The 13,705-nt window shown below is 72.3% G+C and carries 13 protein-coding genes; 3 read left to right on the top strand and 10 right to left on the bottom strand.

Annotated elements, in window-relative coordinates:
* Nucleotides 1-160: 160 nt before the first annotated feature.
* Genes EST92_RS18765 through EST92_RS18755 form a run of 3 tightly spaced genes read right to left on the bottom strand, consistent with a single transcriptional unit; the run spans nucleotide 161 to nucleotide 3,059 of the window.
* Nucleotides 161-1,333: a dipeptidase gene (locus EST92_RS18765; protein WP_129282037.1), complete on the bottom strand. Its 1,173-nt coding sequence runs from the start codon at nucleotides 1,331-1,333 to the stop codon at nucleotides 161-163.
* On the bottom strand, nucleotides 1,330-1,926 hold the full coding sequence (purE, locus tag EST92_RS18760) for a 5-(carboxyamino)imidazole ribonucleotide mutase (protein WP_174244059.1): 597 nt from the start codon (nucleotides 1,924-1,926) through the stop codon (nucleotides 1,330-1,332). Before purE ends, EST92_RS18765 begins: the two co-directional genes overlap by 4 nt.
* Nucleotides 1,923-3,059 carry a 5-(carboxyamino)imidazole ribonucleotide synthase gene (locus tag EST92_RS18755; protein ID WP_254068907.1) on the bottom strand — a complete coding sequence of 379 codons (1,137 nt, stop codon included), beginning with the start codon at nucleotides 3,057-3,059 and terminating at the stop codon, nucleotides 1,923-1,925. The genes purE and EST92_RS18755 overlap by 4 nt, the downstream gene beginning before the upstream one ends.
* A 184-nt stretch (nucleotides 3,060-3,243) precedes the next feature.
* Here EST92_RS18755 and EST92_RS18750 point away from each other — a divergent pair, with 184 nt between their 5' ends.
* Both EST92_RS18750 and EST92_RS18745 read left to right on the top strand, forming a co-directional pair.
* Entirely contained in the window at nucleotides 3,244-3,672 is a 429-nt protein-coding gene (locus tag EST92_RS18750) for a protease inhibitor I42 family protein (protein ID WP_254068905.1), read from the top strand.
* Nucleotides 3,673-3,808: 136 nt separating this feature from the next.
* Nucleotides 3,809-4,318, top strand: coding sequence for a GtrA family protein (locus EST92_RS18745; protein WP_129282035.1), 510 nt, complete (start codon nucleotides 3,809-3,811; stop codon nucleotides 4,316-4,318).
* 35 nt (nucleotides 4,319-4,353) lie between these two features.
* On the opposite strand, the gene EST92_RS18740 is transcribed toward EST92_RS18745, so the two are convergent.
* A complete protein-coding gene (locus EST92_RS18740; protein ID WP_129282034.1) occupies nucleotides 4,354-5,601 on the bottom strand; it encodes an ATP-binding protein in 1,248 nt (415 codons plus the stop codon).
* Nucleotides 5,602-5,607: 6 nt separating this feature from the next.
* On the bottom strand, nucleotides 5,608-6,288 hold the full coding sequence (locus EST92_RS18735) for a response regulator transcription factor (RefSeq protein WP_006605209.1): 681 nt from the start codon (nucleotides 6,286-6,288) through the stop codon (nucleotides 5,608-5,610).
* 514 nt (nucleotides 6,289-6,802) lie between these two features.
* Between EST92_RS18735 and EST92_RS18730 the strand changes: the two genes are divergently transcribed.
* Nucleotides 6,803-8,308, top strand: a complete 1,506-nt coding sequence (locus EST92_RS18730) for an oligopeptide:H+ symporter (protein WP_129282033.1) — start codon at nucleotides 6,803-6,805, stop codon at nucleotides 8,306-8,308.
* A gap of 85 nt (nucleotides 8,309-8,393) precedes the next feature.
* On the opposite strand, the gene EST92_RS18725 is transcribed toward EST92_RS18730, so the two are convergent.
* The 5 genes from EST92_RS18725 to EST92_RS18705 all read right to left on the bottom strand — a co-directional run bounded on the left by EST92_RS18725 (nucleotide 8,394) and on the right by EST92_RS18705 (nucleotide 13,598).
* A complete protein-coding gene (locus EST92_RS18725; RefSeq protein WP_129282032.1) occupies nucleotides 8,394-9,848 on the bottom strand; it encodes a hypothetical protein in 1,455 nt (484 codons plus the stop codon).
* Nucleotides 9,848-10,924: a hypothetical protein gene (locus tag EST92_RS18720; RefSeq protein ID WP_129282031.1), complete on the bottom strand. Its 1,077-nt coding sequence runs from the start codon at nucleotides 10,922-10,924 to the stop codon at nucleotides 9,848-9,850. Before EST92_RS18720 ends, EST92_RS18725 begins: the two co-directional genes overlap by 1 nt.
* Nucleotides 10,925-11,007: 83 nt before the next feature.
* The gene (locus tag EST92_RS18715; protein WP_129282030.1) at nucleotides 11,008-11,991 is read right to left on the bottom strand and encodes a hypothetical protein; all 984 of its coding nucleotides are present in this window, start codon (nucleotides 11,989-11,991) and stop codon (nucleotides 11,008-11,010) included.
* 135 nt (nucleotides 11,992-12,126) lie between these two features.
* Nucleotides 12,127-12,849: an LPXTG cell wall anchor domain-containing protein gene (locus EST92_RS18710; RefSeq protein WP_129282029.1), complete on the bottom strand. Its 723-nt coding sequence runs from the start codon at nucleotides 12,847-12,849 to the stop codon at nucleotides 12,127-12,129.
* A gap of 248 nt (nucleotides 12,850-13,097) precedes the next feature.
* Nucleotides 13,098-13,598: an ATP-binding protein gene (locus EST92_RS18705; RefSeq protein WP_129282028.1), complete on the bottom strand. Its 501-nt coding sequence runs from the start codon at nucleotides 13,596-13,598 to the stop codon at nucleotides 13,098-13,100.
* Nucleotides 13,599-13,705 lie beyond the last annotated feature (107 nt).

The following is a 13,705-nucleotide window of genomic DNA, read 5'->3' as shown; positions in this document are numbered from 1 at the left end:
GGACCGCAGGACGGAGTCCGGAGGGCCGGTCCCGCAGCCGAACAGCCAGCGCAGCGGCAACCAGCCCGCCGCAGGCGAGCCCCCACGGCGGGACAGCCGACAACGTACGGCGCGCCGCAAAGCGCAGGCGTCACGGCGGGAAAGCCGACAACGTCCGGCGTCAGATCACCGCGTGCGACGGCCCGCGCCGCCGTTGTTCCGCGCGCGCCACGTCCTCCGCCGCGCGCAAAGCGCGCACGGCGTTCTGCCAAGTCAGCTTGGCCACGTCGGACTCGGACCACTTCCGGTCCAAGAGTTCGGCGATCAGATTCGGGTAGCCCGCGACATCCGCCAGGCCGTCTGGCGTGAACGCGGTGCCGTCGAAGTCCCCGCCGATGCCGAGGTGGTCGACGCCGGCGACCTCCCGCATGTGGTCGAGGTGGTCGGCGACGGTCGCCACGGTGGCCTTCGGCCGCGGGTGGGCGGCCTCGAAGGCGCGCTGGACGGCCATGCCGGCCTCGGTGGTGTCGAGGTGGTGCAGCCCGTGCGCCCGCATGTTCTCGTCGGCGCGCTGCGTCCACGCGACGGCGTCCGGCAGCACGAACTTCGGCACGAAGGTGGCCATCGCGACCCCGCCGTTGGCGGGCAGCTGTGCCAGCACGTCGTCGGGGATGTTGCGCGGGTGGTCGCAGACGGCGCGCGCGGAGGAGTGCGAGAAGACCACCGGCGCGGTGCTGACCCGCAGCGCGTCGCGCATGGTGGCGGCCGAGACGTGCGAGAGGTCGACCAGCATCCCGCAGCGGTTCATCTCCCGGACGACCTCCTCGCCGAAGGCGGTCAGACCGTTGTGGCGGGCCTCGTCGGTGGCGGAGTCCGCCCAGTCGATGGTGTCGTTGTGGGTGAGCGTCATGTAGCGCACGCCCAGCCGGTACAGCGCGCGCAGGGTGCCCAGCGAATTGTGGATGGAGTGGCCGCCCTCGGCACCCATGAGGGACGCGATCCGGCCCTCGGCGCGGGCCGCCTCCATGTCGTCGGCGGTCAGCGCCAGGCGCAGCTCTCCGGGGTAGCGGGCGACCAGCTCCCGGACCACGTCGATCTGTTCGAGGGTGGCGCTGACGGCCTTGTCGCCCGCGTAGTCGGCGCGTACGTACACCGACCAGAACTGCGCCCCGACGCCGCCGGCCCGCAGCCGCGGCAGATCGGTGTGCAGATGCGCGGACTGGTCGGTGGCGATGTCGCGCCGGTCGAGGTCGTAGCGGACCTGCTCACGCAGCGCCCAGGGCAGGTCGTTGTGGCCGTCGACGACGGGCCAGCGGGCGAGCAGATCCCGGGCGGCCGCCCGGGAGGAGCTCACCGGCCGCCCCCGAAGCCGAAGCCGCCCGGGGCGGCGACCTTGTTGCGCAGCCGCTTGCCCTTCTCGGTGGCCTGGTCGTTCAGCTCCTGCTGGAACTCCCGCATCCGGCCGAGGAGTTCGGCGTCCTGGGTGGCGAGGATCCGGGCGGCGAGCAGCCCGGCGTTGCGGGCCCCGCCGACCGAGACGGTGGCGACCGGGACGCCGGCCGGCATCTGCACGATGGACAGGAGGGAATCCATGCCGTCCAGGTACTTGAGCGGGACGGGGACGCCGATGACCGGGAGCGGGGTGACCGACGCGAGCATCCCGGGGAGGTGGGCCGCGCCCCCGGCGCCCGCGATGATCGCCTTCAGCCCCCGGCCGGCCGCCTCCTCGCCGTACGCGATCATCTCGCGCGGCATGCGGTGCGCCGAGACGACGTCGACCTCGTAGGGGATCTCGAACTCGTCGAGGGCCTGGGCGGCGGCCTCCATGACGGGCCAGTCGGAGTCGGAGCCCATGACGATGCCGATGAGCGGGGCGCCGGCCGTCTCGGGCGAGGGGGTGTCGGCGGTCGGGGCCGGACGGTTGTCGGGCGACGGGCTGGACGTCATTCGGTGATCGTTCCTCGCAGATAGCCGGCGGCATGAGCGGCGCGCTCGCGCACGTCGGCCAGGTCGTCGCCGTAGGTGTTGACGTGTCCGACCTTGCGGCCGGGCTTCACGTCCTTGCCGTACATATGGATCTTCAACTGCGGGTCCCGCGCCATGCAATGGAGGTACGCGTAGTACATGTCGGGATAGTCGCCGCCGAGCACGTTGGCCATGACCGTCCAGGGGGCGCGCGGGCGCGGGTCGCCGAGCGGGAGGTCGAGCACGGCACGGACGTGGTTGGCGAACTGCGAGGTGATCGCGCCGTCCTGGGTCCAGTGGCCGGAATTGTGCGGGCGCATGGCGAGCTCGTTGACGAGGATCCGGCCGTCGGCGGTCTCGAAGAGCTCGACGGCCAGATGGCCGACGACGCCCAGCTCCTGGGCGATCCGCAGCGCCAGCTGCTGGGCCTGGCCGGCGAGTTGCTCGTCGAGGTCGGGCGCCGGGGCGATCACGGTGTCGCAGACCCCGTCGACCTGGATGGACTCCACGACCGGGTAGGCCACGGCCTGGCCGTGCGGGGAGCGGACGATGTTGGCCGCCAGTTCGCGTGCGAAATCGACCTTTTCCTCCGCGAGGACGGGCACCCCGGCACGGAACGGCTCGGCGGCCTCCTTGGAGGATCGCACGACCCAGACGCCCTTGCCGTCATAGCCCCCGCGGACGGTCTTGAGGACCACCGGGAAGCCGTCCGGCGCCTGCCCGCCACCGAGCTCGGCCGCGAAGCGCTCGACGTCCGCGGGGTCGGAGACGATGCGGTGGCGTGGACAGGGCACGCCGATCGCGTCCAGTTTCGCCCGCATCACCCCCTTGTCCTGGGCGTGCACCAGCGCATCGGGGCCGGGCCGGACGGGGATCCCGTCGGCCTCCAGGGCCCGCAAATGCTCGGTGGGAACGTGCTCGTGATCGAAGGTGATCACATCGCAGCCATGAGCGAAGGCACGCAGCGTGTCCAGATCGCGGTAGTCGCCGATGACGACATCACCGACCACCTGAGCCGCCGAGTCCTGCGGAGTGTCGCTGAGGAGCTTGAATCTGATGCCGAGGGGGATACCCGCCTCGTGGGTCATACGGGCGAGCTGACCGCCGCCCACCATGCCGACTACCGGGAACGTCACGCCCCCAGGGTATCCGTACCGCGCCGCGGCCCGGACCCCGGCTTGGATGATCCTCTGAGTTCGCACGTTCGACGATCGCCGACAGCGGACCGCCGCCTGCCCCGACTCCCGGGCCGGCGGGCACGTCCGGCGCCCGGAACGGGCCCGGCGAGGGGGAGGCCGGATGGAGAACAGCGGCATAACCAGGGGCACGAGGACGCTGGTGATCGTGGTCGCGATCGCCGCGCTGCTCATCGCCCTGCACTCCGTTTTCAGCCAACTGTCCGCGCCGCGGATCTATGACGCCGACGAGACCGAGATCGCGGTCTCCCCCGGTGACCGCTTCAGCGTGCAGGTCGACGACGAGGGCACCGACGGCTACCGCTGGATCATCGCCGAGCCCCGCCCCGACCCGGCCGTCGTGCGGGCCACCGGCTCCCGGGTGGTCCCCGGCGGCGCACGGGCCGGCTCGGGCCCGGTCCGCCGCCTCGGCTTCCGGGCCGTCCGCCCGGGCCGCACCGACGTACGGCTGCTGCGCTGCCGGCGTTGCGGCACCGGAGCGGCCGACGAGGCGGGCGCCCGCAGCCTCAACTTCCGGGTGACCGTGGGCTGACCCCCACGGCCCGCAGGGGGGTGGGCCCGGAGTTGTCGGGCGGCAAGCAGCACCGTCGGCCCGTGGTTAGCATGAGGGAGCGGACCAGCGTTGACGGCCGCGGACACCGCCCACGACGGGGAGCTGAACGATCACCATGAGTGAACGGAGCGCACTGCGGTCGAGGCTGGAGGCGCTCACCCGGGAATTGGTGAAGTTCGGTGCGGTCGGCGGCGCGGGCGTCGTGGTCAACTTCGTGGTGTTCAACCTCGTACGGCATCTGACCGAGGTGCCCGTCGTGCGGGCCAGCATCGTGGCGACCGTCGTGGCGACCGGCACCAACTATCTCGGTTACCGCTACTTCACCTACCGCGACCGCGACAAGCGGGGCCGCACGAAGGAGCTGACGCTCTTCCTGCTGTTCAGCGTCGTCGGCCTGGTCATCGAGAACGGCGTGCTCTACATCGCGACCTACGGCTTCGACTGGGACTCCCCGCTGCAGAGCAACGTCTTCAAGTTCCTCGGCATCGCCGTCGCCACGCTCTTCCGCTTCTGGTCCTACCGCACCTGGGTCTTTCGTGCGCTGCCCGCGCGCAAGGCCGTGGCGACCGCCGAGTCCTTCCTCGCCGACGACTCACCGCGCCCGCGCAGCGCCTCGCGGAGGTAACCCGGGCCGCGGGCAGGTAGCCCGAGCCGCGGCCGCTATTCCTCGGTGGGCTCCTGCTCCCGGGCCAGGAACAGCGCGAAGACCGGCGGATGCTGCTGGAGCAGTTCGAGCCGCCCGCCGTCCGCCTCCGCCAGGTCCCGGGCCACGGCCAGCCCCAGCCCCGTGGAGTTACGGCCGGAGACGGTCCGCTCGAAGACCCGCGAGCCCAGGTCGGGCGGGACGCCGGGGCCGGCGTCGGTGACCTCGACGACCGCCTGGTTGCCGGTGACGCGGGTACGCAGCGCGACCGTTCCGTCACCGTGCATCAGCGAGTTCTCGATGAGGGTGGCCATCACCTGGGCGACCGCGCCGGGCGTGCCGACGGCCCGCAGGCCCTTCTTGCCGGAGCGCACGATGGCCCGTCCCGCGCTGCGGTAGGCCGGCCGCCACTCCTCGATCTGCTGCTTGACCACCTCGTCCAGATCGAAGGCGACCGCGGAGCCGCTGCGCGGGTCGCGGGAGTTGGTCAGCAGCCGCTGGACGACGTCGGTGAGCCGCTCCACCTGCGCCAGCGCGATGGTGGCCTCTTCCTTCACGGTGTCCGGATCGTCGGTGAGGGTGATCTCCTCCAGCCGCATGGACAGCGCGGTCAGCGGGGTCCGCAGCTGATGGGAGGCGTCCGCGGCCAGCCGCCGCTCGGCGGTCAGCATCCGGGCGATCCGCTCGGCACTGGCGTCCAGCACATCGGCGACCCGGTCCAGCTCCTGCACGCCGTAGCGGCGGTGGCGCGGGCGGGGGTCGCCGGAGCCGAGCCGTTCGGCGGTCTCCGCGAGGTCGGTCAGCGGCGCGGTCAGCCGGCGGCCCTGGCGGATGGCCAGGATGACGGCGGCGATGATCGCCAGCAGCGCCACGGCCAGAATGACGAGCAGCGTACGGCCGATCTCCGCGCTGACCGTGGAGCGGGACTCCTGGACGGTGACGGACTCCCCGCGGTCGCCGCGCACCGTCGAGGCGATGACATCGCCCGAGGGGCGGTGCCCGATCTCGATCGGTGCCTTGCCGGGCACCTTGATCTCGGCGTGCCGCTTGGCAGTGATCTGCTCGGAGAGGATGCCCGGGGTGATCTTCTCGCCGCTGCCCAGCCGGCTCTCCACTATCCCGACCAGCCGCACCGCCTCCGACGCCACGCTCTCCTGCGCGCCGGACTGGATGGTGCGGGTCTCGACGATCACCAACGAGACGCCGAAGACGGCGATCACGACGAGCACCACGGCGAGCGTGGAGTTGATCAGGCGGCGGCGCACGGGCCCCTAGCTCTTCTCGAAGCGGAAGCCGACTCCGCGGACGGTGGCGATGTAGCGGGGATTGGCGGCGTCGTCCCCGAGCTTCTTGCGCAGCCAGGAGATGTGCATGTCGAGCGTCTTGGTGGACGACCACCACGTGGTGTCCCAGACCTCGCGCATCAACTGGTCACGGGTGACGACCCGGCCGGCGTCCCGCACCAGGACCCGCAGCAGATCGAATTCCTTCGCCGTGAGCTGGAGTTCCTCCTCACCCATCCAGGCGCGGTGCGACTCGACATCGATCCGTACGCCGTGGGTGGCCGGCGGCTGCTGGGGCTCGGCGGTGGAGCCGCGGCGCAGCAGGGCCCGTACGCGGGCGAGGAGTTCGGCGAGCCGGAAGGGCTTGGTGACGTAGTCGTCGGCGCCGGCGTCCAGGCCCACGACGGTGTCCACCTCGTCGGCGCGGGCGGTCAGCACCAGGACGGGGAAGGAGTGGCCTTCGTTGCGCAGCCGGCGGGCGACCTCCAGGCCGTCCATGCCGGGCAGTCCCAGGTCCAGGACGACGAGGTCGATATTGCCCTGGAGACCGGCGTCGAGCGCCGTCGGGCCGTCCTCGCGCACCTCGACTTCGTAACCCTCGCGGCGCAGTGCGCGGGCGAGCGGCTCCGAGATGGACGCGTCATCCTCGGCGAGCAGTACACGGGTCATGGCCCGATGGTAGTCCGATGTATCCGCAGCGAGGGGCGGACCAGCGCGGATGGCCGACGGCGGAGCCGTTCCCGCGCCTTTGGCGCCGTGAGCTGCGCAAGCGCGGGCGCGCGCGAGGGCGCGCGGGCGTCGTGACGGGCGCCCGTAGTTCCCGAAAGGGATGTGACCGTTGTCTCATGCAGCCCAACGCCCCGGTAACCAGACGTATGGTGGTTCGACGTCCATCGCACAACCTTCGGGACCTTTGACGCTCCACCGGCGTCATCGGTCCCTCGTTGTGTCCCGGGCCGGCACCCCCGGCCCTGATGCACAGTGATCGACCTGCCGACCGGGTCCGCCGCGCGCTTGCACTACGGGGAGCGTGGATTCCGGGGTACGACCGTCCTGCCGGCCCCTTGCGGGGAGCCGAACCTCCCGGACGTGGGGGCGGACGGGGCTACGCCGGTGCCGGTCATCCCCCCGACCCGGGCGCGTATCGCCTGCGAACGCGTCCCGTAGCAGCAAGGAAGCTTCCATGGCGTCCAGCCTGACGAAGGATGCGGCCCAGCAGGGGAACCCTGCGGACGGCGGCAAGACCTTCTTCGGCCACCCCCGCGGACTGGCCACTCTCTTCATGACCGAGATGTGGGAGCGCTTCAGCTTCTACGGCATGAAGGCCCTCCTCCCCCTGTACCTGATCGCGCCCGGCGGCATGCATATGCAGGCCACCACGGCCACGGCGATCTACTCGGTCTACATGGCGATGGTCTACCTGCTCGCGATGCCGGGCGGCTGGATGGCCGACCGCTTCTGGGGGCCGCGTAAGACGGTCGCGATCGGCGCCGGAGTCGTCATCGCGGGCCACATCACGCTCGCCCTGCCCACCCCGGCGACCTTCTTCGCCGGTCTCGTCCTGGTCGCGCTCGGCTCCGGCCTGCTGAAGGCGAACATCTCCACGATGGTGGGCCACCTCTACAACGGCCCGGAGGACCCGCGCCGTGACGGTGGCTTCACGCTCTTCTACATCGGCATCAACCTCGGCGCCTTCCTGGCCCCGCTGACCATCGGCACCGTCGGCGAGAACGTCAACTGGCACCTCGGCTTCACGCTCGCCGCCGTCGGCATGGCGCTCGGCCTCGCCCAGTTCATGCTCGGCACCCGCCACCTCAGTGCGGAGAGCAACGTCGTCGCCCAGCCCGCGACGCCGCAGGAGAAGGCGTCCGTGCTGCGCAAGGGCCTGATCTGGCTGTTCGTCGCGGCCGTGTTCTACACCCTGCTCGCCGTGAGCGGTAACTTCGCCGACTGGGCGCTGATGCCGATCACCATCGCCGGCCTGGTCATCCCGATCGCGGTCCTGGTCCGCATGAAGCGCGACAAGGAGGTCACGGAACTCGAACAGTCCAGGCTCTCGGGCTACATCTGGTTCTTCGTGGTCGCCGCGATCTTCTGGATGATCTACGACCAGAACGGCTCGACGCTGTCGATCTTCGGTGAGAACTCCACGACGAACAACCTGCTGGGATTCCACTTCCCGACGTCCTGGTACCAGTCGCTGAACCCGATCTTCATCATGGCGCTGGCCCCGGTGGTCGCCTCGGCGTGGCTGTGGCTGAACAAGCGCGGCAAGGAGCCCAGCACCGCCGTCAAGTTCGCGTCCAGCCTCATCCTGATCGGGATCTCCTTCGCCGTCTTCCTCCTGCCGCTGCTCGGCACCGGCGCCCACGGCGGCAAGGTCAGCCCGATGTGGCTGGTGTCGATCTACTTCGTCCAGACCATCGGCGAGCTGTGCCTGTCTCCGGTCGGCCTGTCGGTCACGACGAAGATGGCGCCCGCCAAGTACAGCTCCCAGATGATGGGTGTCTGGTTCCTCGCGGTCACCGCGGGTGACTCCGTGTCGGGCCTGCTGACGTCGCCGCAGCTGAACGTCGACCTGAACAACTCGGTCTCGGTCGCCGTCGAGGCCGTCCTCGCGGTCGTCGCCGGCATCGGCATCTGGATGTACCGCAAGCGGGTCAAGGAGCTGATGGGCAGCGTCAACTGACGCCTGCCGGCCCCGGACAGCGGAAGGGGGGGCGTCGCACCGCCGGTGCGACGCCCCCCTTCGTGCGTCCCGTGGACGTGCCGGGTCAGCGGATCCGTGCCCGGCGCCGCGGCAGGAACGTGAAGACCGCGCCGCCCAGCAGGATGGCCGTCCCGGCGAGGAGGCCGAGCGCCGTCAGCCCGCCGTGATCATTCGCGCCGGTCTCGGCGAGGCCGCCGCCGCTGCCACTGCCGCCCGAGGCACCGGCCGCCCCGGCCGTACCGCCTCCGGAGACCGTCGCACCGCCCGAGGCGCCACCGGAGGTGCCGCCCTGCTGGGCCGAGGTGTCCAGGGTGAGCGAGGCGCCCGGGTCCTTCTCCGGGGTGCAGGTGGTGGTCGTCCCCAGGGCGTTGACGGTGAGCACGCCCGGCGTCAGCGTGGCCTTGCCGGTGGCGCCCGGCTTGTAGGTGCCGGTCAGATCGGGGATCGCGATCGGCTGGCCCGACTTGATGGGCGCGGCGTTCGCCGGCCCCGCGACCTTCACCGCCCCCTTGTCCGCGCCGCCGACCTTGACGTCCATCGACGGCTTGACGGCGCCCTTGGGGATGTCCGCCGGGCTGTCCATCACGGACTTGGCGAACTTCACCGTCAGGCCGTAACTGCCGCTCTTCTTCACGGCGTTGATCTGGACCGGCGAGGTCGCCTTCTTGTCCCCGATCGGCGTCTTGCAGGCGTACGGGACCTGCACCTCCTTGCCCTTGTACGCGGTGCCGTCGGGATCGCCGCCGGAGCCGCCGCCGGACGTGCTGCCACCGGCCGTGCCGCCCGAGGTCGCACCGCCGGAGGTGCCGGCGCTGGTCCCGCCGGACGTCGTGCCGGACGTGGTCCCGCCGGAGGTCCCCGCCGTGGTCCCACCGGAGGTCCCGGCCGTGGTGCCGCCCGTCGTACCGGTCGTGGAGCCACCCGTCGTGCCGGACGTGGTTCCTCCGGTCGTGCCGCCGGAACCGCCCCCGCCGTCGGTCACCTTGACGGTGACCGCGGGCTTCACCGTCTCCTTGGGCGAGCACTTGGTGTCCGTCGAGATCGGCTTGTTGACGTTGATGTTGTAGAAGCCGGGCGCCAGGGTGACCTCACCGGCCTTCGTCAGCTTCAGCTTGCCCTTCATGTCGGACAGCTTCATCGCGCCGCCCTTGGGGATCGGCGGATTCTGCCGTGGCCCCTGCATCGCCAGATCGCCGGTCTGTGCCCCGGCCACCTTGATCGTGCCGGTCGGCTGGACGGTGTTCTCCCCCAGATCGAGGATGTCGGGGTTCTTGGAGGCACCCTCGACCGTCTTCCAGACCACCTCGATCTCGTCGCCGACCTTGGCCGTCGCCGGCGCGCTGACCGCGACCTTCGTGGTGCCCTCGATCGGCGGCAGCCCCGATATCGGCGGCGGCAGACACTCCGTCTTGTACGACACCTCCGCTGCCTGGGCGGTCCCGGCCGCGGTCATGATGCCCGCCCCCGCGAGCACCAGCGCGGCCGCCGAGGCCACCGCCGTTCTCCTCCGTTGCCTCATCACGCAGAACCTTTCGACGTCGGTCGTTCGGTTGATGTGGTGGTGGACGGTGCGGTGTCCGGGGTGAACCACGGCAGCCCGCCGGTTTCGCCCGGCGTACCCGGGCCGTCCGTGGAGCCGTCGTGCGCGGTGCGGTCCTTGGTGCGGGTGCGGGGTGGCCGGCCGGCGGCGCGGCCGCGGCCGGCGGAGTGCTTGCGGGTCCGGTCCGTCCGGAGCGGGCGTACCCGGTCCACGAGCGCCATCCCGATGCGGAACACCGCCGTCGGGATCACCACGCACAGCAGCACCCAGAAGAGCATCACGCCCCAGGGCCGGCCGACCCCCCAGGGCTGCTCGACCAGGGTCCGGCCGCCGTAGGCGAGGGAGACCAGATAGTCCCCGTGTGCGCCGGCCGGCAGCTCGACCGGCAGCCTGATCTGCGCCTTCTTTCCGGCGGGAATGGTGCCCCGCCACTGCTGCTCCTCCCACTTGGGGGCGAAGACGCCGTGCGAGGTGCCGACCCGGAAGAGCGGGTCCCGGACCGGCACCGGGCCGAGATTGCCGACGGTGACGGTCAGTTCGCGCTGTGCCGGGGCGCCGAACCAGGTCAGCAGGCCACTGCTGCCCGCCAGCCGGGGCTGGGTGAGCACCGCCAGCCGGCCGCCGGTGGTGTCGGGGGGCAGCGGCGCCATCGGGTGGCCCGCCACCGTGAAGGGGGCATCCGCTGCGGCCGCCGCACCGGTCACGGTGGCCACATGCACCACACAGGGGCAGGGCTTCGGCGGCTCGGCGACCGGCAGCTTCCTGCGGAAGGCACCGTGGGCGTCGGTGGTGGCGGCCCGTCCGTCACCGTTGGCGCAGGAATTGCTGCCGCCGATCATGTTCTGTCCGCAGATCAGCAGCGTGAGCAGCGCCTTGGGGCGCCAGCCGTGGCCGGTCACGGTGAGGCTGCCGCCCTTGCCCGCCTCCTTCGCGGAGAGCCGGACGACGGGCTTGCCGTCGGCGGCGACCCGGGGGACAGCCTGGGGAGCGGCCTGGGCTCCGGCGGCCGGCAGCAGCCCCGGTGCCAGCGCCACGCACAGGGCGAGCGCGGCCACCGTCCGCCTCCGTACGCGCCGTCGGGGCGCGCCGGCGCGGACCGTGCGCGTGACCGCCGTCCGGCCCGCCCCCGTCCGGCCGTTCATGCGCGCGCCCCCGGTCCGGTGCCCGCCAGTTCGGCCGCCGCGTCCGCCGCCTTGTCCCCGGGCGCCCGCGCCTCGCCGGCCGCACGCCGAGCGGCCGGCTCGCCCCGCCTCCCGCCCGGCCCGGCGCCGCGGCGTCGCCGGCGTACGGCCGCCACCCCGCCCGCGCCCACCGCGAGCAGCAGCGCCGTGGCGGCGAGGACGCCCCAAGGGGCCGCGGTGTACGAGGCGGTGGCGGCCCCGTGGGCACCGCCCGCCGCGGTGGCCGTGAGATGGACCTCCACCGCGTCCAGAGCGGGCGGACCGGGCCAGGTCTCCGTCAGGTCGACCGCCCGGCCGGGCGCCAGTGCGGACGGCAGCGTACGGGCGGCCCGCCGCAGCACCGGGCCGAAGAGCCCGTCCGCGCGCACCGCGATCCGCGGCCTGAGCACCGTGTTGCCGCGGTTGACCAGCGTGTACCGGATGACCGCCGACCTGCCCGCGCCACGCACCGACACCTTCTCGACGGTCAGCGCGGACAACACCGGCCCCGTCACCCGCAGATGGAGCGGTACGGTCGCCCGCCCGCCCTCCTGGCCGGTGGCGAGGAGCGCGCCGGAGCGGTCGCCGGGGACCGCGTCGCGCGGGACGGTCACCGTGAACGGGACGCTCGCCCGGGTACGCGGCGGGATCCGCACCTCCTTCGAGGCGAGCGCGAGCCATGCCCCGGCGCCGGAGCCACGCAGCCGTACGGCGAGGGTGCGGCCGGTGGGATTGCTCAGGGACAGCCGGTCGGCCAGGACGCTCCCCGGGGCGCCCTCCAGGTAGAAGAACGGGCGGCCCTGGGCGCGCGGGGCGGCGCCGGCCCCCGGTGCCGGCGCGGCGGACCAGCCCGGTGGGACAGGTGCGGCGGCCGTCCGGGCCGCGGCCGCGGCGGGACACGGCAGCACGACGGCGGCGGCGAGGATCGCACCGCTGACCGCTGTACGGGGACGGAACGGCATCGGCGGCTCCTGCTGATGCGAGGGGGTGCCTCCGCGTGGGGTACGGAGGTGTACGGAGACGGGGTTGCGCCGCGCGGGTCCTGGGGCCTTTCCGGCCCTGCCCGATCGGACAGGTCCCGGCGCCCCGCGCGGCCGTCAGGCCCGCTGGTGGCGCCGGGTCAGCCAGAGAACTCCGGCCGCACCGGCCAGCAGCACCGTGCCGCCGAGGGTGCCCAGCGCCACGGCGGAGTCCGCGGGTCCGGTCTGCGGCAGCTGCGCGCCGGAGGAACCGCTGCCCGTGGCGGACCCACCGGCGCCTTCCTGGCCAGCGCCGGAACCGCCGGTTCCCTTCACGTCCAGGGTCAGCGAGGGCTTGGGGTGGTTGCTCGGTGTACAGGTGGTGGTGGTGCCCAGCGCCTTGATGGTGAGCGTGCCCGCCGTGAAGGTGACCTTGCCGCTGCCCTTGGGCGTGTACGTCCCGCTCAAGTCACTGATCTTGATGGGGGTGTTGGCCGGAATGGCCTTGTCGTTGGGCGGCCCGGCGACCGGCACCGTACCGCTCTGCGCACCGCCGAGGCTGATCAGCGCGCTCGGCTTCATGGCGCCCTTGCCCAGCTCGACGGGGCTGGAGGAGACGCCCTTCCGGAACGACATCACGAGCTTGTACCCGCCGCCGCTCGGGGTGCTCTTGATGTCGATGGGCGACACCGCGCCCTTGTTGCCGATCGGCGTTTTGCACTGGTAGTTGACGTCGACGACCTCGGCGTGGGCGGCCGGGGCGGTGAGCATCACCGCGGTCCCGGCGGTCAGCGCCGCCGCGGCGGCGAGGCCGGCGGCCCGGCCCGGGCGCCTGCCGTGCTGTGCGTGGAAGCGGGCCACCTTGTGTTCCCCTTCTCCCGATGAGCGCACCGCCGGAGTATTACTGACGGCACATCAGATTGGGCGCTCAAGGTACGCCGGGGACCGTGCCGAGGGAAGGCACAGCACAGCCCCGATCGGCTCCGGGCCCGCGGCGACGGGGAATTCCGGCCTCCAGCGCGCGGCCCGGAGACACCGCACGGCAGGTTCCGCACACGACGAAGCGCGGGCCCACAGGCCCGCGCTCAGCACTTCCGTCCACCGCCCGGCTAGGCCGGCGCGGCGAGCTCCGCCCAGACGGTCTTGCCCGTGCCGTCGGTGTTGCGCACCACGCCCCAGTCCAGGCACAACCGCTGCACGATGAACATGCCGTGACCTCCGGGGCGGCCCGGACGGTGCGGGCTGCGCGGCGCCGGCGAGCCGGTACCGAGGTCACTGACTTCAAGGTGCAGCACTTTGGCGCTGCAGCGCAGCCGCAACTCCTCGGGCCCTTCGGCATGCAGGCAGGCGTTGGTGACCAGTTCGGAGACGACGAGCAGCACGTCCTCGGCCGCGGCACGCTGATCGGCGCCGACGGCCGGCAGCCAGCCCCAGTCGTGCAGGGCCTGTCGGGCGAAGTCACGGCCGCGCGCCACGGCGCCTCGGGTGCCCGCCAGGCGCAGCCGGCGGACCTGGCCCGCCGGAGTGGCGGCACCCGGGGCGGCGGAAGCGCCGGCGCTGCCCGGCTCCGGGCCGAGATCGCCCGGCGGGTACGGCCGGGTGGTGCTCATCAGCGCTTCACCTCACCGATTCGCCTGTTCACGGAAAACAGATACTGACTGATTCAACGGATTCAGATGTCTCCTGCCCGACCGGACCGTGAGAACACCCACTTCTT

Source organism: Streptomyces sp. TM32 (assembly GCF_004122755.1).
In the GTDB taxonomy this organism is placed as follows: Bacteria; Actinomycetota; Actinomycetes; order Streptomycetales; family Streptomycetaceae; genus Streptomyces; species Streptomyces sioyaensis.
Note: the sequence above shows the minus strand (reverse complement) of the source record. Positions and strands in the feature narration are given on the sequence as shown.